Source organism: Flintibacter porci (genome assembly GCF_041925195.1).
Classification (GTDB): Bacteria; Bacillota; Clostridia; order Oscillospirales; family Oscillospiraceae; genus Lawsonibacter; species Lawsonibacter porci.
Window position 1 is genome coordinate 1 of sequence record NZ_JBHEVB010000007.1, and the last position, 20,180, is coordinate 20,180.

Annotated in this window: 19 protein-coding genes and 1 other annotated feature; of the genes, 12 read left to right on the top strand and 7 right to left on the bottom strand. The window is 58.3% G+C overall.

Features of this window, described 5'->3' with window-relative positions:
• Positions 1-171: 171 nt before the first annotated feature.
• The 4 genes from galT to ACEVJL_RS08830 all read right to left on the bottom strand — a co-directional run bounded on the left by galT (position 172) and on the right by ACEVJL_RS08830 (position 5,101).
• Positions 172-1,662 (bottom strand): UDP-glucose--hexose-1-phosphate uridylyltransferase, encoded by a 1,491-nt coding sequence (gene galT / locus ACEVJL_RS08815; RefSeq protein WP_302668590.1) that lies wholly within the window; start codon positions 1,660-1,662, stop codon positions 172-174.
• 2 nt (positions 1,663-1,664) lie between these two features.
• Positions 1,665-2,657 (bottom strand): UDP-glucose 4-epimerase GalE, encoded by a 993-nt coding sequence (gene galE / locus ACEVJL_RS08820; protein WP_008980537.1) that lies wholly within the window; start codon positions 2,655-2,657, stop codon positions 1,665-1,667.
• 25 nt (positions 2,658-2,682) lie between these two features.
• Positions 2,683-3,984 (bottom strand): galactokinase, encoded by a 1,302-nt coding sequence (locus ACEVJL_RS08825; protein WP_235398649.1) that lies wholly within the window; start codon positions 3,982-3,984, stop codon positions 2,683-2,685.
• Positions 3,985-4,066: 82 nt separating this feature from the next.
• A complete protein-coding gene (locus ACEVJL_RS08830; protein ID WP_374737511.1) occupies positions 4,067-5,101 on the bottom strand; it encodes a LacI family DNA-binding transcriptional regulator in 1,035 nt (344 codons plus the stop codon).
• A 202-nt stretch (positions 5,102-5,303) separates the two neighbouring features.
• Between ACEVJL_RS08830 and ACEVJL_RS08835 the strand changes: the two genes are divergently transcribed.
• From ACEVJL_RS08835 to ACEVJL_RS08855, 5 genes are read left to right on the top strand one after another with little or no spacing between them, the layout of a single operon-like run.
• A complete protein-coding gene (locus ACEVJL_RS08835; protein WP_235398647.1) occupies positions 5,304-5,693 on the top strand; it encodes a GntR family transcriptional regulator in 390 nt (129 codons plus the stop codon).
• A complete protein-coding gene (locus ACEVJL_RS08840; protein WP_374737514.1) occupies positions 5,690-6,487 on the top strand; it encodes a hypothetical protein in 798 nt (265 codons plus the stop codon). Before ACEVJL_RS08835 ends, ACEVJL_RS08840 begins: the two co-directional genes overlap by 4 nt.
• Positions 6,468-6,998 (top strand): hypothetical protein, encoded by a 531-nt coding sequence (locus tag ACEVJL_RS08845; RefSeq protein ID WP_374737515.1) that lies wholly within the window; start codon positions 6,468-6,470, stop codon positions 6,996-6,998. Before ACEVJL_RS08840 ends, ACEVJL_RS08845 begins: the two co-directional genes overlap by 20 nt.
• A gap of 5 nt (positions 6,999-7,003) precedes the next feature.
• Complete coding sequence (locus tag ACEVJL_RS08850; protein ID WP_008980543.1) at positions 7,004-7,741, top strand: ABC transporter ATP-binding protein; 738 nt, start codon at positions 7,004-7,006, stop codon at positions 7,739-7,741.
• Positions 7,738-9,135: a hypothetical protein gene (locus ACEVJL_RS08855; protein WP_374737516.1), complete on the top strand. Its 1,398-nt coding sequence runs from the start codon at positions 7,738-7,740 to the stop codon at positions 9,133-9,135. Before ACEVJL_RS08850 ends, ACEVJL_RS08855 begins: the two co-directional genes overlap by 4 nt.
• Positions 9,136-9,311: 176 nt before the next feature.
• Here ACEVJL_RS08855 and ACEVJL_RS08860 read toward each other — a convergent pair whose 3' ends face one another.
• The 3 genes from ACEVJL_RS08860 to leuA form a co-directional block, all read right to left on the bottom strand.
• A complete protein-coding gene (locus ACEVJL_RS08860) occupies positions 9,312-9,485 on the bottom strand; it encodes a hypothetical protein (protein ID WP_008980546.1) in 174 nt (57 codons plus the stop codon).
• A gap of 71 nt (positions 9,486-9,556) precedes the next feature.
• On the bottom strand, positions 9,557-11,947 hold the full coding sequence (locus ACEVJL_RS08865) for a phosphoketolase family protein (RefSeq protein WP_374737737.1): 2,391 nt from the start codon (positions 11,945-11,947) through the stop codon (positions 9,557-9,559).
• Between the two features lie 289 nt (positions 11,948-12,236).
• Positions 12,237-13,922 (bottom strand): 2-isopropylmalate synthase, encoded by a 1,686-nt coding sequence (leuA, locus tag ACEVJL_RS08870; RefSeq protein ID WP_374737518.1) that lies wholly within the window; start codon positions 13,920-13,922, stop codon positions 12,237-12,239.
• A gap of 90 nt (positions 13,923-14,012) precedes the next feature.
• Positions 14,013-14,250, bottom strand: a binding site (T-box leader).
• A gap of 105 nt (positions 14,251-14,355) precedes the next feature.
• Between leuA and ACEVJL_RS08875 the strand changes: the two genes are divergently transcribed.
• The 7 genes from ACEVJL_RS08875 to ACEVJL_RS08905 all read left to right on the top strand — a co-directional run bounded on the left by ACEVJL_RS08875 (position 14,356) and on the right by ACEVJL_RS08905 (position 20,173).
• On the top strand, positions 14,356-14,922 hold the full coding sequence (locus ACEVJL_RS08875) for a hypothetical protein (RefSeq protein WP_374737520.1): 567 nt from the start codon (positions 14,356-14,358) through the stop codon (positions 14,920-14,922).
• 75 nt (positions 14,923-14,997) lie between these two features.
• Positions 14,998-15,756: a tRNA (guanosine(37)-N1)-methyltransferase TrmD gene (gene trmD, locus ACEVJL_RS08880; protein WP_374737522.1), complete on the top strand. Its 759-nt coding sequence runs from the start codon at positions 14,998-15,000 to the stop codon at positions 15,754-15,756.
• Between the two features lie 100 nt (positions 15,757-15,856).
• Positions 15,857-16,693 (top strand): DegV family protein, encoded by an 837-nt coding sequence (locus ACEVJL_RS08885; RefSeq protein WP_110440683.1) that lies wholly within the window; start codon positions 15,857-15,859, stop codon positions 16,691-16,693.
• Between the two features lie 80 nt (positions 16,694-16,773).
• Positions 16,774-17,346 (top strand): hydrolase, encoded by a 573-nt coding sequence (locus tag ACEVJL_RS08890; protein WP_110440682.1) that lies wholly within the window; start codon positions 16,774-16,776, stop codon positions 17,344-17,346.
• Between the two features lie 261 nt (positions 17,347-17,607).
• Entirely contained in the window at positions 17,608-18,753 is a 1,146-nt protein-coding gene (locus ACEVJL_RS08895; RefSeq protein ID WP_374737524.1) for a sodium ion-translocating decarboxylase subunit beta, read from the top strand.
• 19 nt (positions 18,754-18,772) lie between these two features.
• Positions 18,773-18,901: an OadG-related small transporter subunit gene (locus ACEVJL_RS08900; protein WP_008980554.1), complete on the top strand. Its 129-nt coding sequence runs from the start codon at positions 18,773-18,775 to the stop codon at positions 18,899-18,901.
• Between the two features lie 309 nt (positions 18,902-19,210).
• A complete protein-coding gene (locus tag ACEVJL_RS08905) occupies positions 19,211-20,173 on the top strand; it encodes a cell wall hydrolase (RefSeq protein ID WP_020989594.1) in 963 nt (320 codons plus the stop codon).
• Positions 20,174-20,180: the final 7 nt, after the last annotated feature.

Below are 20,180 nucleotides of genomic sequence, written 5' to 3' on the forward strand. Positions count from 1 at the left end.
AATATCTGTGTGTGCGTATAGCTTCTTTTGCCCATGATAATACCCCCTAATGTAGTTACTTTTATTTTCCTACATTAGGGGGTGTTTTGTCTATTGTCCGTTTTTAATGGACCTGTTCATAGTCTCCCAGCCGGGTTTTCTAATGAAAAATAAGTGGCAGGCAATGTTCCTTTACAGAGCGTTCAGGAAGCGGAGGAAGGCCTCCTTGCCCTCGGCGTTGCGCTTGTAGACGCCGGCGTGCTCCAGCACCTGGGCAAACACCAGACCGGTCTCCTTCTGGACCACGTCCAGGGCGTTATCGGCGGTGATCTCATACTTGCCCTTAAAGCCCTCAGCCCAGTCAGCGTGAGAGGCGGTGAGGGGATCGGCACGCAGGTCCTCGCCCTTGGCCAGCTTCTCGGCCACGGCGGCCAGTTCCGTCTTCAGACGGGCGGGCAGGACAGCCAGACCCATGACCTCGATGAGGCCAATGTTCTCCTTCTTGATGTGGTGCAGCTCCGCATGGGGGTGATACACGCCCAGGGGGTGCTCCTCGGTAGTCAGGTTGTTGCGCAGCACCAGGTCCAGCTCATAGTCCTCGCCACGGCGGCGGGCAATGGGAGTAATGGTGTTGTGGGGCTCGCCGTCGGTCTCGGCCAGGATCAGGGCCTTCTCGTCGGTGTAGCCGCGCCAGGCGGTGAGGATGTGGTCGGCCAGGTCGATGAGCCGCTGAGGATCGGCGCAGGTCAGGCGCACCACAGACATGGGCCACTTCACGATGCCGGCCTGTACGTCCTCATAGCCGGGGAAGGTGAAGGGGGTCTCTACGGGAGCCTTGGCCATGGCGAAGGTGTACCGGCCGCCCTGGAAGTGGTCGTGGGCCAGGATGGAGCCGCCCACGATGGGCAAGTCGGCGTTGGAGCCCACGAAGTAGTGGGGGAACTGGCCCACAAAGTCCAGGAGCTTGCCGAAGCAGGCCTTGTCGATCTTCATGGGAGTGTGCTCGCTGTTGAGGCAGATGCAGTGCTCGTTGTAGTACACATAGGGGGAGTACTGCAAGAACCAGGGAGAGCCGTTGATGGTGATGGGCACGATGCGGTGGTTCTGACGGGCGGGATGGTTCACCCGGCCGGCATAGCCCTCATTCTCCGCGCACAGCTGGCAGCGGGGATAGGCGGAGGCGGGCAGGTTCCGAGCGGCGGCAATGGCCTTGGGGTCCTTCTCGGGCTTGGACAGGTTGATGGTGATGTCCAGCTCACCGTACTCGGTGGGAGCTTTCCACTGCATGTCCTTGGCAATGCGGTCCCGGCGGATGTAGTTGGTGTCCTGGCTGAACTGATAGTACCAGTTGGTGGCCTTCTGGGGGTCTTCCGCACGCAGAGCCTGGAACTTCTCAATGACCTGGGCAGGGCGGGGAGTGAGAGCGCCCATGATCTTGGTGTCAAACAGGTCGCGGTAGACGATGGAGTTCTCCTTCATCACGCCCCGGGCGTAAGCATCGTCCATCAGCTCGTCCAGCACGGCGGGCAGGTCTACCTCACCCACTTCCTTGCCGGAGGGGGTGTAGCTGTCCAGCTCCAGCACCTCCAGCAGGGTATTCAGAGCCCACAGCTTCTCACAGGGCTGGATCAGCTCTTTTTCCAGAGCATAGGCAAGCAGTTTTTCAATGGCGTAGTCGATCATAATTAAGCCTCCTCATAGCCTCTGGGGTGGGCACTGTGCCACTTCCAGGCAGAAGCAATAATGGTGTTCAGGTCATTGTACTTAGGTTTCCAGCCCAGCTGCTCCACCGCCTTCTTGGAGGAGGCGATGAGCTGAGCGGGGTCGCCGGCCCGGCGGGGGCAGGTCTCGGCGGGGATGGGGTGGCCGGTGACCGCGCGGGCCACGTCGATAACTTCCTTTACCGTGAAGCCCACGCCATTGCCCAGGTTGAACACATCGCTCTCGCCGCCCTGGAGCAGGTGGTCCAGAGCCAGAATGTGGGCCTGGGCCAGGTCGGAGACATGGATGTAGTCCCGGATGCAGGTGCCGTCCTTGGTGGGATAGTCGTCGCCGAAGATGGAGATCTTCTCCCGCTGGCCGTTGGGCACCTGAAGGATCAGGGGAATGAGGTGGGTCTCAGGGTTGTGAGCCTCACCGATGGCGCCGGAGGGGTGGGCGCCGCAGGCGTTGAAGTAGCGCAGAGCCACATACTTCAGACCGTGAGCCCGGGAGACCCAGCGCATCATGTGCTCCATAGCCAGCTTGGTCTCGCCGTAGCAGTTGGTGGGATCGGTGCGGTCGGTCTCCAGAATGGGCACCCGCTCAGGCTCACCATAGGTGGCGGCGGTGGAGGAGAAGACGATCTTGTCCACTCCGTGGGCCACCATGGCCTGGAGAAGCACCATGGTTCCGTGGAGGTTGTTGTCATAGTACTTGAGAGGATCGGACATGGACTCGCCCACCTGGGAGGAGGCGGCAAAGTGGATCACGCCTTCGATTTTCTCCTTGGTGAACAGCTCATCCAGGGCGCTGCGGTCCCGGATGTCCAGTTGATAGAAGCGGGCCTTGGGATGGACCGCGGCACGAAAACCGGTGAGCAGGTTGTCGGCCACCACCACGTCCCGGCCGGCGTCAATGAGTTCATAAACGGTATGGGAGCCAATGTAGCCGGCTCCGCCCAAAACAAGAATAGCCATGTTCTTGTGCTTCCTTTCTGATTTGTTAAGCCAGAATGACGCAGCCGCCCTGAGGACGGATGTGGAGGATATGGCACATGCCGGTGCCCAGCAGCTTCTCCATGCCGCTCTTAAAGGCGGTCAGCTTCTCCACGGGAACAAAAGCCTGGATGGTGCCGGCAAAGCCGCCGCCGTGGACTCGGATAGCGCCGGTGCCCTCCAGCAGTTCCTGGCCGATGGCCAGAGCCATGGGGATGGCCTGCTGCTTGGGATCGGCGATGGACCAGGTATTCTGGAGATACAGGGAAGAGGAGATGCCGGAGGCATTCACCAGAGCCAGGAAGCGGTCAAAGTCGCCCGCCTCCAGGGCATCGGCCTCTTCTACGGCACGGCGGTCGTCGTCATAGAAGTGGAGCGCCCGCAGCACGGCACGGTCGCCGCAGCGTACCCGCAGGGAGGGAAGCTCCGCGCGGAACTGCTCCTCGGGCACGTCCCGCAGGAACTGTTTGCCGAAGTGGGCGGCCACGGCGCCCATTTCCTGGGTAATTTCGGCGTAGTCGTCGGTGAGGTCGGCATGGCAGGAGCCGGTGTCCACAATGCACAGGGCGTGGCCAGACTTGGAGAAGTCGTAGTCCACCTTCCGCACCACAGGGGCGGTGGGGTCGGCGAAGTCAATGGCCACCGCGCCGCCCACGGAGGAACCCATCTGGTCCATCAGGCCGCAGGGCTTGCCGAAATAGACGTTCTCGGCGTACTGGCCGATCTTGGCGATCTGAATGGGGGTAAGGGCGCCCTCGCAGAAGAAGTGGTTGACGATGTTGCCCACCAGCACCTCGTAAGCGGCGGAGGAGGACAGGCCAGAACCGGACAGCACGCTGGAGGTGGCCCAGGCGTCAAAACCGCCCACCTTGTGGCCCAGCTCCTGGATCTTGGCCGCCACGCCCCGCACCAGAGCGGCGGAGGTGTTGCGCTCCTCGGGGCGGGGGAGCAGCTGGTCCAGTTCTACCTCCAGGGCGGGGTAGCCCTCGGAGATGATGCGAATGACATTCAGGCCGTTGGGAGCGGCGCAGCAGATCATGTCCAGATCCACGCTGCCGCACAGCACATGGCCGTGCTGATGGTCGGTGTGGTTGCCGCCGATCTCGGTGCGGCCGGGGCCGCTGAACAGAGCGGCAGCGGTATCTTCGGCGGGGGAGAAAGCGGACTGGAACTCCTCCACCGCCCGCAGAGCGCGGGCGCGGGCGGCAGCCAGACTGCTGTCCGCGCCATCCAGGGCATACAGGCTGGCAAGGATCTGGTCACACTCTCCGGCGGACAGGGAACGGCGCAAAGATTCACAAGTTCGCATGGTGGTCACCTCATTTATATTTTGTTGTACCTAGTATATTTATTTTTTACTAAAAATTCAATCTGGCAGTTTGCATAAGAATTTATGTTGAATTTCGGCAGTTAGACGGACCGGTACTCTCCCGCAGAGAGAGGGAGGGGGGGACGACCACTTTTTGCGGCCAAGTGCGGGGGGCAGGGACACTGCCAAGCACCCGTTCGGCCAGCAGACGCAGGGCGGCGTTGGCCATTTCCTGGGTGTGGACGGATACAGAGGTAAGGGCAGGGCGCACCAGAGCGGAACGGGGCGTGTCATTGAAGGAGACTACCGAAAGGTCGCCCGGAATGTCCAGGCCCAGATGCTCGGCCGCGCGCACGGCGGCCAGGGCGATTTCTTCGTTGGCACACAGCAGGGCGGTAGGGCGGTCCTGGGGGTGGGAGAGCAGGTCGGTGAGGTTGGGCTCGATGGCCCGGCCCTGCATGGGGCAGGAGACCACCTGGCAGCTCAGCTGGGGCTGAGGCGCGGTGAGCTGGAGAAAAGCCTGGTACCGGGGCTCCGGTCCCAGCTGGCCGTAAGGCCGGTCCGCAGGGCCTGCAAAGGCCAGGCGGCGGTGGCCCAGAGCGGTGAGGGCCTCCAGAGCCAGACGGATACCTAGCTCGTAGCCCAGCTCCACCGAGTCATAGCGAATCTCGTCCGGGGAGAAGTCAAGAAAGACCAGATGTTTGGAAATGGTCTCCAGAGCCTGGATCTGTTCGGGCGGGAAGTAGCCGATGGCCACGATGCCGTCCACCGTCTCGCCTTCAGGCAGGAGAAAACCGCCCTCCCGGTGCTCCAGGGGGACACAGGCATATTTCCGCTCCTGACAGCCCTGGCGCACGTGGTTGCCCAGGTAGAGGAAGTAAGGGTCATCCAGCTGGCGGGAGCTGGAGAGCATTTCGGCCAGTCCCACGCGCATCAGCGGCTTGGGAGCCCGGCCCCGTCGGCTCTTGGAGGCGGAGTAATTCAAGCGTCCGGCCTCTTCCAGAACGCGGCGGCGGGTCTCCTCGCTAACAGAGAGGGTGGGGTCCGCGTTGAGGATGCGGGAGATGGCCGCCGGAGAGCAGCCGGTACGGTCAGCTAATTCTTTCAGGGTCGCCATGGTGATTCCTCCAGTTTCTAGTTCCCTTTAAAGATACCGCGTTTTATTCCAGGTGACAAGAGAAAAACCACAAAAAGGGGGATAGATGTACAAGGATAAGATGGAAAATCGCACAAAAGAGATTGACAGTAAAGTGTGTTACTTGTATAATACACTTAGAAAGTGTATTAGTCATATAATACGGTTGAAAGGAGGGAGGACCTTGCTTGCCTTTGATTCCTTCCGCATGGAAGAGGGAGTACCCATCTATTTGCAGATCATGCGCTTTGTAGAGCGCTCCGTGGCTGCCGGAACGGCTCGGGACCAGGAGGAGCTGCCCTCCCGCCGTACCCTGTCCGCTATGCTGGGGGTCAACCCCAACACGGTGCAGAAGGCCTACCGGCTGTTGGAGGAGGAGGGACTGATGGAGTCCCGCTCCGGAGCAAAAAGTGTGCTGACGCTGGACGAAAGGAAGGTGCGGGACGTGCGGACCAAGCTGTTGGAAGGCGAGATCGCCGTACTGGTGGCGGCACTGAAGGAGACGGGTAGCTCCAAGGAGGAGGCCCTGGAATTGGTGGCCCGGCTGTGGGACCGGGAAGGAGGAGAACTATGAGAACCTGTCGATCTTATTTATCCCTGATGGCCCGCAGTACCTTATATAAAGAATTGGCTCTGTTTGTGGTGATGGCAGTGGTGGAACTGGCGCTGTTTGTCCTGAAAATGGAGAAGCGATTCAGTGGAGTCGTGGCGATCGGAGAGAATGGAGAAGAGATCTATTCCATGTACTCCCTGCCCGTTGATGAGATAGCGGAAAACACCCATTTGCATTGGGTTTGGATTGCGGCTCTGGTGCTGCTGAGCTTGATTTTGATCCTTACAGCCGGACAGTGGAGAGACTATACCCTGGACCGTCTGGGAATCAGCCGCAGGCAAGGAAACTTGCTTTATGGCCTGTACGGTACGCTGTCCTTCTTGCTGCTGTGGGCCTTCCAGGCTGCTTTGGTTCTGGTCATGTGTCTGCTGTACCGACAGAACCTGCCGGCAGAGCAGGTGACGGAGCAGACGGTGCTTCTCAGTATCTATCGCACGCCGTTCTTTTTTAGTATGCTGCCTCTGGCTGGCTGGGCACGGTGGGTCACCAATACATGTATGATGGCGGCGCTGGGTCTGTGCGCTGCCAGCGGAGCAAGACTGCGACGCCTTGGCCGAGCACCTATGGCATCCATAGGCCTGATTTTAGTCCTTTTTTGGTCTGGATTTGGAGGAACCGGAGTTTCCAACCTGGACGGAGACGCAGGCTTTTTTGTCGTGGCATTTTGCTTTGCAGCGGCGGCCGTTGCCCGGATGACCGTGTGGGACAGTGAGGATAATGGGGAGGGGGAGCCCTATGAGAGACTGGACAATTAAATTTGAGCGCTGGCTAAAGCCACGGATCCCCCTTGGAATTTCTGCAGAGCGGGAGCGGGTCAACCTGATGCTGGGGCTGTTTCTGTCCGCACTTTGGGCGGTAGTGGCTTATATGGGAGCATATGCCATGGCGCTTTCTGATCTGTATACGACGAAGAACGGAAAACGGATTTTGCTTCTCGACTCCCGGATGGCTGACTTTGGCCAAGTGTTCCGGTTTGTGCCGGCAGGGTTCCTGATTCTGATCGGTTTGCTGGTAGCAAAAGGATTTTGGTTCCAGGCCTACCACCGTCAGGGCAGCATGAGCATCTATCTCATGCGCCGTCTGCCGGACCCCAGAGAATATGCCCGTCGGTGCTGGACGCTGCCGCTGATAGGTGTGGGGATATGCCTGGTACTGACGGCAGTGACCACAGCGGTATGTTACCTGATCTATATGAAGTGTACGCCGGCATCTTGTCTGGTGCCGGGACAGTGGACGCGCTTTTGGAGCGCGCTGGTAGGGAGATGAGCGCTATGTTGGAGTTGAAGCAAGTAATCAAGCAATACGGAAGCAAGACAGCTCTGGACGGGGTGGACCTGAAGATCCCACAGGGTGAGATCGTAGGATTGTTTGGCGAGAATGGCGCAGGAAAAACGACCCTGATGAAGTGTGTCTTTGGCTTTATCCCATATAAGGGTACCATCACCCTGGACGGAGAGCCCATCACCCCGAAAAATATTACCCGGCTCTCCTTTGCCACCTGCGAGCACTCCTTCTTTCCCAATCTCAGTCCGGAGAGCCACCGGCAGTTTTATCAGGAGCATTTCCCAAACTTCCGGGACAAACGGTTCCGAGCGCTGCTGGATTTCTTCGAACTGCCCGCCCATAAACCCGCCCGCTCTTTTTCCACCGGGCAGAAAAACCAGCTGGAAGTAATTTTGGCCCTGAGCCAGGGAGCGGACTATATTCTGATGGACGAACCCTTCGCAGGCAACGACGTATTTAACCGGGAAGACTTTTATAAGGTGCTGCTGGGAATTCTGGAGCCCAATGAGACGGTGCTGCTCTCAACTCATCTGCTGGAGGAGGTGGAGCATTTTATCGGTCGGGCGCTGCTGCTGCAAAAGGGCAAGCTGGTGGGAGATGTGACTACCCTGGAGCTGGAGGAGCAGGGCAAGACCCTGATGGACTTTGTCAAGGAGACCTACCGCTATAAAGCGGACCGGGTGGTTCAGGCTCTGAAAGATCTGACGGGAGAGGAGGAGCCATGAAAAAGAGTTTTCTGCTGTTCCTGCTGCTGATTTGTCTGGCTGTGGGTGGTCTGGCTGGGATGTCCGTTTGGGTGAGCAAGGATAACGAGGCGGTAGAAGTGACTCAGACTACCCTGCAGGGGGATCCCGCCGCCGCCCAGGGGCTGACCATTACGGTCCATAATCAGATGTTTAATCAGCTGTTCTGGGATACCAAGTTTCCTGCCGCAAATGCGGCGGAAGCCACAAGTGAATTTCGTTTTTCGCAGAAAGTTCTGAATTTCTACGAATTTCATGATTACCCGCCTGAGATGTCCATGCCCTCTTTTGGCGGCGGCATGTCCTCAGATATGAGGATCGATCTGGAGAGGGAAGACTGGGGAAACGGTGGTATACTGACCAGACCGGCCATTGATCTGGCTAAAACCATGGGTCCCAATGAGACTAAATCCAAAACGGTGTATTTGGCAGAGTATTATTCCTACTATCCTATCTTTCTGAGCGACTATCGATACTATGGGTACGAGGAATATAAGGAGCAGTGGCTGAAAGTACAGGAGGCATTCCAACGCTTTTTCAGCATCCCCATCCCTTCTCAAGTTCAGGTGACCTACACCATCACTACCAATGAGATGGGCGAGGTGATTGAGTTATACTGTGATACGCAATCCTGGTTGGAACTCAATACAGCGGTAGCTCAGGGCGATGGAGGATACTACTATATTCTGGACAGTCATGTCTCGGAGGATGAGGCAAAGAATGGGATGGTCCAGATGGACCTGAGCCATATCCAGGGAGGATATGGAGTGTACTTTGTTCCTTTCCTTGAGAATGAGGCCAGCGGATGGGCGGACCTGAAGATGGATCAGGTACAGACCGTCTATCAAGTGCCCCAGGGAGAGCGGACCGTGAACCTTTTTGCAAATGAAAAGGGAAACTTGCTACTGTACACGGTAGCGGGGGAAACGTGGTATCTCAATGTCCTCAGCAGCGATGGACGGCAGCTGCTCCAGCGGCTGGAACTGGGTCAAATGGGCAGCAATGGCTATATGGTCGATCCGCTGGAGGGGGAGGACCACATGCTGCTCTTCTTCAACGATCATCAGCTGATTCTGCTCACCTGGGATGGGAAAGAGTATGCCTTGGCGCATGCCTTACAGATGCCGGAGGATGAACAGTGGGATGACTCAGGCAAAGAACAGCTTGCCCACTGGGACGGTCAGAGACTGGCCCTGCTGGAGCGGAACAGTCTTTCCTGGGAAGATACAAGTTACCGTCTGACCGTGTGGCAGGGGGGAGAGCTGACCTACCAGGGTGTGTATACCATGAGTTTTGCGAAAAACAATGCCACACAGCGCTATTCCAATGCCATCATAAGAGGAATCGATGTGCATGCCATCGAATTAAGCGGATAAAACAGCGCCCCGGCGAAGTTCGCCGGGGCGCTGTTTGTGCTTTTTGTTAGACTTTGGATCTGGGGGTGGGGTCAAAGTTGCTCCGCTTCTTGCCCGGCTCGCCGGGGATAGGAGTGGCGGGAACGTCGGGGATCATGCGGGGCTTCTTCTCCTTCTTGGACATGTTCAATTCCTCCTTAAACGCGCTCACCGTGCAGACAGCGGTGGGCATAGTCCTTGAGACCTTCCAAATTTTTGATCCCGTTGGGCCGGATGCGCAGCTGGTCCTGGACGTAGTCAGGCAGAGCGTCAAAGAAGCGCTTGGCCTCCGGCTCGCGGCGGAACAAGGCGTACATGTCGCGGTAGTCCATGGTACATCACCTCGATGTCCAGTATGACCGCTGTCGGAGGGAAATATTCCAAGCAGAGAGAAATTTTTCGTTTAATCCGGATAGATCCCTTTGCCCTCGTTCCAGGCCCAGTTGCGGATCTCGGGCATGTCCTGGCCGCGGGTGGTGATGTACTGGTGGTGCTCAATGAGCTTGTCCTTCATCTCCTGGATGAGATAGGCGGCGCTGTTGCCCAGCTGGGGCAGGCGCATCACCGTGTCAATGACCAGATCAAAGCGGTCGATATCATTTTGGACCCGCATGTCGAAGGGAGTGGTGATGGTGCCTTCTTCCTTATAGCCGCGCACGTGGAGATTCTTGTTGTGGCGGCGGTAGGTGAGCTCGTGGACCAGGGTGGGATAGCCGTGGAAGGCGAAGATGATGGGCTTGTCCTTGGTAAAGATGGCATCGTAGTCCTCGTCGGTGAGGCCGTGGGGGTGCTCGGTGTGGGGCTGGAGCTTCATCAGGTCCACCACATTGACTACCCGGATCTTCAGCTGAGGCAGGTAGTGGTGCAGGATGGTCACCGCCGCCAGAGTCTCCAGCGTGGGGGTATCACCGCAGCAGGCCATGATCACGTCAGGCTCCACGCCCCGGTCGTTGGAGGCCCACTGCCAGATGCCGATGCCCTGGGTGCAGTGCTTCACCGCCTGGTCCATGGTGAGCCACTGAGGCCGGGGGTGCTTGGAGGCCACAATGACGTTGATGTAGTTGCGGCTTTTGATGCAGTGGTCAAAGCAGCTGAGCAGGCAGTTGGCATCGGGGGGCAGGTAGAGGCGCACCACATCGGCTTTCTTGTTAGCCACGTGGTCCAGAAAGCCGGGGTCCTGGTGGGTGTAGCCGTTGTGGTCCTGCTGCCAGACGTTGGAGGAGAGCACATAGTTGAGGGAGGCGATCTTCTGCCGCCAGGGGAGCTGACGGCACACCTTCAGCCACTTGGCGTGCTGAGCCACCATGGAGTCCACGATGCGGATAAAGGCCTCATAGCAGGTGAAGAAGCCGTGGCGTCCGGTGAGCAGATAGCCCTCTAGCCAGCCCTGGCACATATGCTCGGAGAGCATGGAGTCCATCACACGGCCGTCCTGGTCCAGATGGTTGCTCAAATCCTCCTGGTCCTGGTCAGTCCAGCGCCGGCCGGTGGCCTGGAGCATGGCGGAGAGCTGGTTGGAGGAGGTGACGTCAGGGCCGAAGACCCGGAAGTTCCGGGATTTCAGATTGCGTTTGATGAGATCCCGCACGTAGCCGCCCAGCACCTGGGTGTCCTGAGCCTCCACCGCACCGGGCTGGGGCACCGCCACACCGTATTCACGGAAATCGGGGGTGCGCAGGTCCCGCAGCAGCAGGCCGCCGTTGGCATGGGGGTTGGCTCCCATCCGCCGATCTCCCTTAGGGGCCAGCTCCTGCAGGCGGGGAATAAGAGCGCCGTGCTCGTCAAAGAGCTCCTCGGGATGGTAGCTGCGCAGCCATGCCTCCAGCTCCTCCAGGCGGCCGGGCTTGCCGTCCCATACGGGAATGGGGATCTGGTGGGCACGCCAGCTGCCCTCAGAGGGTTTGCCATCCACCTGGGCAGGACCGGTCCACCCCTTGGGGGAGCGGAAAACGATCATGGGCCAGCGGGGGCGCTCCACACTGCCGCTGCTGCGGGCGTACTCCTGGATGCGCTGGATCTCACGCACCGCCCAATCCATGGCGGCAGCCATCTTCTGGTGCATCTGCTTGGGATCGTCCCCCTCCACAAAGCGGGGCTCCCAGCCGCAGCCCTTGAAGAACATCTCGGTCTCCTCCCGGGTAAGACGGGAGAATACGCTGGGGTTGGAGATCTTGAAGCCGTTGAGATGGAGGATGGGCAGCACGGCGCCGTCGGTAATGGGATTCAAAAACTTGTTGGAGTGCCAGGAAGTAGCCAGAGGGCCGGTCTCCGCCTCGCCGTCGCCCACCACGCAGGCAGCGATGAGGTCGGGGTTGTCCATGACCGCGCCGAAGGCGTGGGCCAGAGAGTAGCCCAGTTCGCCCCCGTCATTGATGGAGCCGGGGGTCTCGGGGGAGGCGGTGCTGGGGATGCCGCCGGGGAAGGAGAACTGCTTGAAGAGCTTCTTCATTCCCTCCGTATCCTGGCTGATGTTGGGATAGATCTCACTGTAAGAGCCGTCCAGGTAGTCCTGAGCGACGATAGCATTGCCGCCATGACCGGGTCCGGAGATATAGATCATATCGAGATCATATTTGACAATGGCTCGATTGAGATGGGTATAGATAAAGTTCTGCCCCGGACAGGTGCCCCAGTGGCCCACAATGGAGCGCTTCAGGTGCTCGGGGCGCAGGGGCTCCCGGAGCAGGGGGTTGTCCAGTAAGTAGAGCTGGCAGGCGGACAGGTAGTTGGCTGCACGCCACCAGGCGTTGATGTCCCGGACCTGCTCCCGGGTAAGGGGGTCCTTCTTGGACATCCGGGCCGGAGCCTTGGGAGCAGATTTTGGGGCTTCTGGGGTTCTTGGCATGGGAAGACGCCTCCTCTGATGGTGTTTCTTATCTTAAGTATACCGTAAAGCAGTGAAAAGTCAATCATGTACGGGCTTTCGAGATATTAAGAGGAGGTTAAGATTCCTTATCTGGATACTAACGAGAAGAAAATGAATCAGAATTGGGGCTTTTCCGGGAAAACAGAGATAAAAACCAGGCGCTAAGAGAATATAAAGCCCGGTCTGGAGATTTCCAGGCCGGGCAAAAGAAGGTGATTTATTCCCGCTTGGCGCGGTTAATGGCGGACAGAATGGCGCGGAGAGGAGCCAGGTTAATGTTGTGAGACAGGCCCACGCCCCAATACTCTTTCCCATCCCGCTGGTCCTTCAGCAGGATATAGGCCACGCCCTGGGAGTCGGAACCGTCGGTGATGGCGTGGGAGGAGTAGTCCAGGAAGGAGAAGCGAGCCATCTTCTCGCCCTTGATGGCGTTGAAGAAGGCGTCGATGGGGCCGTTGCCCTCGCCGGATACCTTAAAGATAGTATCGGTGTGCTGGAGGGTGCCCCAGAAGGTGACGTGGGAGTGGCCCTCGTTGTCCACGCTCTCCTGGAAGGCGTGCTTAAGCAGCTTGTAGGGCTCCTTGACGTCCACATATTCCTGGTGGAACAGCTCGTTGATGCGCTCGGGAGTGATCTCCTTGCCCACCGCGTCGGTCTCTACCTGAACGATGTGGCCAAACTCCGGGTGCATGGCCTTGGGCAGATCGAAGCCGAAGTTGTGCTCCATGATATAGGCGGCGCCGCCCTTGCCCGACTGGGAGTTGATGCGGATAATGGGCTCGTACTCCCGGCCCACATCGGCGGGGTCGATGGGCAGATAGGGGATCTCCCAGAAGTCGCTGCCGCTCTCCTTCATATACTGAGTGCCCTTGTTGATGGCGTCCTGGTGGCTGCCGGAGAAGGCGGTGAACACCAGCTTGCCGGCGTAGGGCTGCCGGTCCCCCACGGGCATCTTGGTGCAGCGCTCGTACATGTCCTTGATCTTGTTGATGTTGGAGAAGTCCAGCTCAGGGTCCACGCCCTGGGTCCACATGTTCATGGCCAGGGTGACCATGTCCACGTTGCCGGTGCGCTCGCCGTTGCCGAAGAGAGTGGCCTCCACCCGCTCCGCGCCGGCCAGCAGTCCCATCTCGGCGGTGGCTACGCCGCAGCCCCGGTCGTTGTGGGGGTGCAGGGAGATGATGGCGCAGTCCCGGGAGGGGAGTTTGCGGCAGAAGTACTCCAGCATGTCGGCAAACTGGTTGGGCATGCAGTTCTCCACGGTGGTGGGCAGGTTCAGGATGACCTTGTTCTCCGGGGTGGCGTGGAGGTGCTCCAGCACGGCCTGGCAGATATCCACGGCGTAGTCCATCTCCGTGCCCATGAAGGACTCGGGGGAGTACTCAAAGCACAGGTTCATGCCCTCCTGGATCATGGGCTGGGACATCTCGTAGATGAGATCGGCCGCGTCGGTAGCGATCTTGGTGATGCCCTCCATGTCCATGTGGAAGACCACCTTGCGCTGGAGGGTGGAGGTGGAGTTGTAGAAGTGGAGGATGACGTTCTTGGCGCCCTTGATGGCTTCAAAAGTCTTCTTGATGAGGTGCTCACGGGCCTGGACCAGCACCTGGATGGTCACGTCATCGGGGATGTGACCGCCCTCGATGAGCTCACGGCAGATCTCATATTCCGTCTCGCTGGCGGAGGGGAAGCCGATCTCGATCTCTTTGACGCCGATATCCAGCAGGGTATGGAAATATTCCAGCTTTTCCTGAAGATTCATGGGGTCCACCAGAGCCTGGTTGCCGTCCCGCAGGTCCACCGAGCACCAGACAGGAGCTTTGGTGATGACATGGTCAGGCCAGGTGCGCCCCTCGATCTTCTGGGGCTGGAAGGGAATGTACTTTGTGTATCCGGGATTCATAATGCTTGCTCTCCTTTCCTGATTCCGCCGCGTTGGGGGGGCGGATCGTGCCGCGGGGGAGAAAATCAAAAACGCCCCCGACTTTTTCAAGTCAGGGGCGTTATACTAACGCGGTACCACCCTGGTTCAGCCGCCGGTCGCCCGAACGGCCCTCAAAGCCTCCAACAAGGCCGCGGCTGATAACGAAGCCAACCGTCCCACCTTACTGTTGTTCAGGCGGACTGCTCAGGGACCAGTTATACACGGAGGGGCCGCACACCGGTTCGCACCAACCACCGGCTCTCTGAAGAGGGACACGCGCCGTCTTTTTTCCCATCGTCGCATTTCTTATGGTAGATTTTAGCGGAGCAAAGTCAGTTTGTCAAGGGAAAGATTTTGCGTTGGATTTGGGAGGACGCGCATAGACATAGAGGGAGAGAGGGGGCGGGCCGTTTTGGGGGAGCTGTGGCCGCTGGCGGGCGGCGGGACCTTACGGGTACGGGAGGAGGACCTCTGGGTGTACCTGGAGGCGGTGCGCCCCGACGATGGCAAGGGAATTTATAAAGTATGGTGCACCGGACCACAGGGTGAATTTCTGTTGGGAACCCTGGTCCCCCAGGGAGGCGGCCTGCATCTGGAGCGGCGGGTGGCCAGGAAGACGCTCCAGCAGGCAGGGGCCTGGCCGCTGATTGGCGGAAAGACTGTCATGGTGTATTCCTTTACAGATAGAGATGGAGTGCAGGAGGCGTGGCACAGGGAGGACCATCCGGAGAATTTCTGCCAGGACCGGGTAGTGCGTGCATGCCTGAGGGGGGCGCAGGGGGTGCTTAGCCGGGAGAAGGGAGCGATTCGGCAGCTGGCCATACCTTTTTCGACCTGTAAACCAATTTTACTTAACACGTTGTTTTGCCTGGCGCAGGTTCGGGAGCGGCAGGGACAGCGCTATCTGGTGTGGAGCTTTGACTGGGAGGGACGGCCTATGCTGCCTGGGATACAGGGGGAGAAAGACAGGGAAAAATAAAACAAATCCATTGAAAAACCAGAAGGACTTGCGTATAATCAGGAAAGACTATAAGGAAGAAATGGAGCAGGACCTATGTACCGTATCGATATTATGACGTTATTCCCCGACGTGGTGGGGGATATGCTGTGTGAGTCCATTCTGGGCCGGGCTCAGGAGCGGGGCTATATCCGCATTGAGTGCCACCAGATCCGGGACTATACCTTAAATAAACAGCGGCAGGTGGACGACTACCCCTACGGCGGAGGCCGGGGGGCTGTGATGCAGGCCGATCCTCTCTACCAGTGCTGGAAGCACATCTGCGACGAGGCAGGGGAGCGGATCCACACCATTTATATGTCTCCCGCAGGCAAGACCTTTGATCAGGCCGACGCCCGGCGGCTGCGGGACGATTATGAGCGCTTGATCCTGGTTTGCGGCCACTACGAGGGAATCGACGAGCGCTTTATTGAGGAGTGTGTGGACGAGGAGATCTCCATCGGCGACTTCGTTCTCACCGGCGGAGAAATTCCCGCCATGGCGGTGGCCGATGCCGTTTGTCGGCTGGTGCCCGGTGTGCTCTCCGACCCCTCCTGCTATGAGAATGAGAGCCACTGGAACGGTATGCTGGAGGCGCCCCAGTACTCACGGCCTGAGGTGTGGCATGACCGGACTGTGCCCGCCATCCTGCGCTCCGGCAACCATGCCAAGGTGGACCAGTGGCGGCGCAAGCAGTCTATTCTACGTACCCGTCACCGCCGTCCCGACCTGTATGCCAAGCTGGATCTTACCAGCAAGGCCGACCGCAAGCTGCTCAAAGAGCTGGAGGAGGAGACGGGGGAGAAGTTCCTCTAAATTTTTCCCGATTTGTGAGGGGAATCGCTTTACATTCCCTTCCTTTTATGATATGGTAAATAAAATCTGATTTTTAAAATCACATTTGGAGATGAAACACATGAGTTTTAAGATTGTTGTGGACAGCTGCTGCGACCTGACCGCTCAGATGCTGAAAGATCCCTGCTTTGTCAAGGTGCCGCTGACCATTCACTCCAATGGCAGTACCTTTGTGGATGACGATACCTTTGACCAGGCCGACCTGCTCTGGTCTATGAAGCAGAGTGAGCAGGCTCCTTCCACCGCCTGCCCCTCTCCCCAGGCCTATCTGGATGCCTATCAGTGCGGCGTGGAGGACGTATATGTGGTTACTTTGTCCGCCTTGCTCAGCGGTTCCCACAACAGCGCCGAACAGGCTCGGGTGCTGCTGGAAGAGGACGAGCCCGGCGTCAATGTGCATGTGTTCAACTCTTGCTCCGCGGCCGCGGGTGAGGTGCTGGTGGCGCTGAAGATTCGGGAACTGGCCCAGTCCGGCATGCCCTTTAAAAAGGTCGTGCGGGAGGTGGAGCAGTATATCTATCAGATGCAGACTATGTTTGTGCTGGAAACGCTGGAAAACCTGCGCAAGAATGGCCGTCTGACCAAGCTGCAGGCGGTGGTTACCGGCGCGCTGAAAATCAAGCTGTTTATGGGGGCTACTCCTGAGGGCGAGATCTGCAAGCTGGGCCAGGCCCTGTCCATGAAGCAGGCCCTGAGCAAGCTGGTGGATAAGATCGCTTCCGACCCCAACCATGTGGGCCGCACTCTGGTCATCTGCCACTGCAACTGCAAAGAGCGGGCAGAGAAGGTCAAGGAGCAGATCCTTGCCAAGTGCCAGGTAGGTGAGATCCTGGTGGTGGGTGCGGGAGGTATCACCACTGTTTATGCCAACGACGGCGGTGTGGTCGTGGCCTATTGACAAGAAGAGAATTTGGTTTACACTGATAGAGGTGTGAGGAGTGCTCACACCTCTATCTTCACATTTGGGAGGAGATCACGATGACAAGAGAGCAGGCCTGGGCATTGCTGACCCAGTATAATAAGGAGCCCTTCCACCTCCGCCACGCCATTACGGTGGAGCATGTGATGGGCTGGTTTGCCCAAAAACTGGGCTACGGGGAGGAGAAGGAGTTCTGGTCCCAGGTGGGCCTGCTCCACGATCTGGATTTTGAGATGTGGCCGGAGGAGCACTGTGTCAAGTCTCAGGAGCTGATGCGCGAGGCTGGCGTGGATGAGGCCATCATCCGGGCCACTGCCTGCCACGGTTGGGGCCACTGTGTGGACATCAAGCCAGAGCACGAGATGGAGAAGGTACTCTTTGCCTGCGACGAGCTGACCGGACTGATCGGTGCCGCCGCTCTCATGCGTCCCTCCAAGAGTGTGTCCGATATGGAGCTCAAATCCCTGAAAAAGAAGTTTAAGGATAAGAAGTTTGCCGCCGGCTGCTCCCGAGATGTGATCGCTCAGGGGGCTGAGATGCTGGGCTGGGATCTGGATAAGCTGCTGGATCTCACCCTGTCCGCCATGCGGGATGAAGAAGAGGCCATTGAGGCCGCTGTGGCTGCTCTTTAACAGAGGGCAGGGGATTGGGGTTGACAACCGCTTTTTCCCATGTTACCATGAAACCACAAAGGGGAGTAGTCGGCACAGCGTCTGCTGTGCGGTAGGACCAACAAGCATGGGGGAGCCATCCCTCTGGTTTTGCCTGAAATGACCAGACCTGCGTTCCGAATCGGAACGCAGGTCTTTTTTCTTACCCGTCTGGGCAAACTCTACCGTGCGGAGCACTGTCTCCCCAAAATGCCGGCGCAGATCAACAAGGGAGGAAATCACATGGAATTTTTGTGGGAAAGCCTGCTGTCCATCACCTGGCAGCAGCTGGTCATGTATGTTGTGGGCGGATTGCTCATCTGGCTGGCCATTGAGAAAGGCTTTGAGCCCGCCCTGCTCTTGCCCATGGGGTTTGGCGCTATCCTGGTCAATCTGCCTACTTCGGGCGTGATCAACCAAGTGACCGCCGGAGTGGGGGAGACCCACGGCATTATCCAGTGGCTCTTTGAGGTTGGCATCAGTGCCAGCGAGGCCATGCCCATCCTGCTGTTCATCGGCATCGGAGCCATGATCGACTTTGGTCCCCTGCTGGCAAACCCCAAGCTCTTCCTGTGCGGCGCTGCCGCTCAGGCGGGCATTTTCCTCACCATCCTCCTGGCCGCCGCCCTGGGCTTTGATATGAAGGATGCCGCTTCCATCGGCATCATCGGTGCCGCCGACGGCCCCACCTCCATCCTGGTCTCCCAGGTGCTCCACTCCAACTACGTGGGAGCCATCGCGGTGGCTGCCTACTCCTATATGGCCTTGGTACCCATCATCCAGCCCTTTGCCATCAAGCTGGTGACCACCAAGAAGGACCGGGCCATGCGGATGCCCTACCGGGCCCAGGGCGTGTCCAAGTGGCTGCGCATCCTGTTCCCCATTATCGTCTCGGTGATCGCTGGGCTGGTAGCCCCCTCCTCGGTGGCTCTGGTGGGCTTCCTTATGTTCGGCAATCTCATCCGGGAGTGCGGAGTGCTCACCACCCTGTCTAAGACCGCCCAGAATGAGCTGGCCAACCTGATTACTCTGCTGCTGGGCATCACCATCTCCTTCTCTATGAAGGCGGACCAATTTGTAAAGCCTGAGACGCTGCTCATCATGGTGCTGGGCCTGGTGGCCTTTGTGCTGGATTCTGTGGTGGGTGTACTGTTTGTGAAGGTGCTCAACCTCTTCACTCCCAAGAACAAGATCAATCCTATGGTGGGTGCGGCGGGCATCTCTGCCTTCCCCATGTCCTCCCGTGTCATTGAAAAGCTGGGCCAGGAGGCCGACCCCCAGAATCATCTGCTGATGCACGCGGTGGCTGCCAACGTATCCGGACAGATCGCCTCGGTTGTGGCGGGCGGCGTGATCCTGCAGTACTGTGCCACCCATATGATCGGCTGAGCGTAAGGAGGAGACGAATATGAACATGGAAAACATCGGCCTGGCCTTGGAGATGATGGGCCAGGGAATGCTGGGTATCTTTGTGGTGCTGGGCGTCATTGCCCTGCTGGTGGCGCTGATGCAGAAGATCGACAACCGAAAGAAGTAAGAAGATATATTTCTAACAGCTCCGCTGCGGCGGAGCTGTTTTTATGGAAACCCGAGCGGACGGAGATAGCGTGGAGTTGTGAAAAATGAGAAGGGGAAAAAGTACACAAAAATGCCGGAATAAATGAAAAATCGCCGTTTTTTTCAGTAGAACAGAAAAAATGCACAAGTAAAACAAGGAAAGTATAGTGATTTTTGCCCTTGTTTCCGGGGCTCTATTTGGTTACAATGTGGTAACAAAAGTAACAGCCCGTTGCTTTTGATGTCATAATTGTTGACATAATTTTGTAACTAAATAGGAGTGAAGACAATGACACGAAAGCTGTTTTCGCTGACGCTGAGCGCCTTTGCCTTGCTTCTCCTGATGGGTGCCGGGGTGGAAGAGGATTCCGCCGGGCAGATCCAAACTGAGAAAGGGACCCGTGGGGCCCAGTTGGTTCAGACCAGCGAAACTCACGATCAGGAAGCAGACCAGGCGCACATGGTAACCGCAGTGGCGGGCTCCAGCGTGCTGACTCTGGTAGAGGACATGGACCGGACCTTGACGGTTGACGGCAAGCCGGTCTCCTCGGAGGTAAGCAAGACTCAGAAGAGCGGAACGACTTATGTGGCTCTGGTCCCTATGGCCAAGGAGCTGGACTCCTCCGTCTCTGTTGTTTGGGACGGCGGCAGCCAGACCGTGACGGTGCGCAGCAGCAAGCTGAATTTGACCGCCAAGGTTGGACAGCTGTATCTGGTGGCCAACGGCCGGTACCTGTACATCCCTGAGGGAGTACAGCTGGTAAACGGCCGGGTGACGGTGCCTCTGTCCGTGCTGACCGAGGCCTTTGACGCCTCCCTGACCTGGAACGCCGCCACCGGTGTGGTGGCTGTGACCCGGGGCAGCGGTGCGCTGACCCCCGCGGACCAGTATTATAACCAGGACGATCTGTTCTGGCTGTGCCGTATCATTTACGCCGAGAGCGGAAACCAGCCTCTGGAGGGCATGATGGCGGTGGGCAACGTAGTGCTCAACCGGGTCAACGACCCCATCTATCCCAACACCATCGTGGGCGTGCTGGCTCAGAAGAACCAGTTCACCACCTATCAGTCCGGTAAGCTGGCCTACCGCACCCCCAATGAGAACAGCGTCATCGCCGCCAAGCTGGTGCTGGACGGCGGTGTCGTGGAAGAGACCAAGGGAGCCACCCATTTTGACTCCTGCAGCAACAGCTGGGCCTCCCGACATAAGACCTGTGTGGCCGTGATCGGCGGTCATCGGTTCTACGCTTAAAAAACGT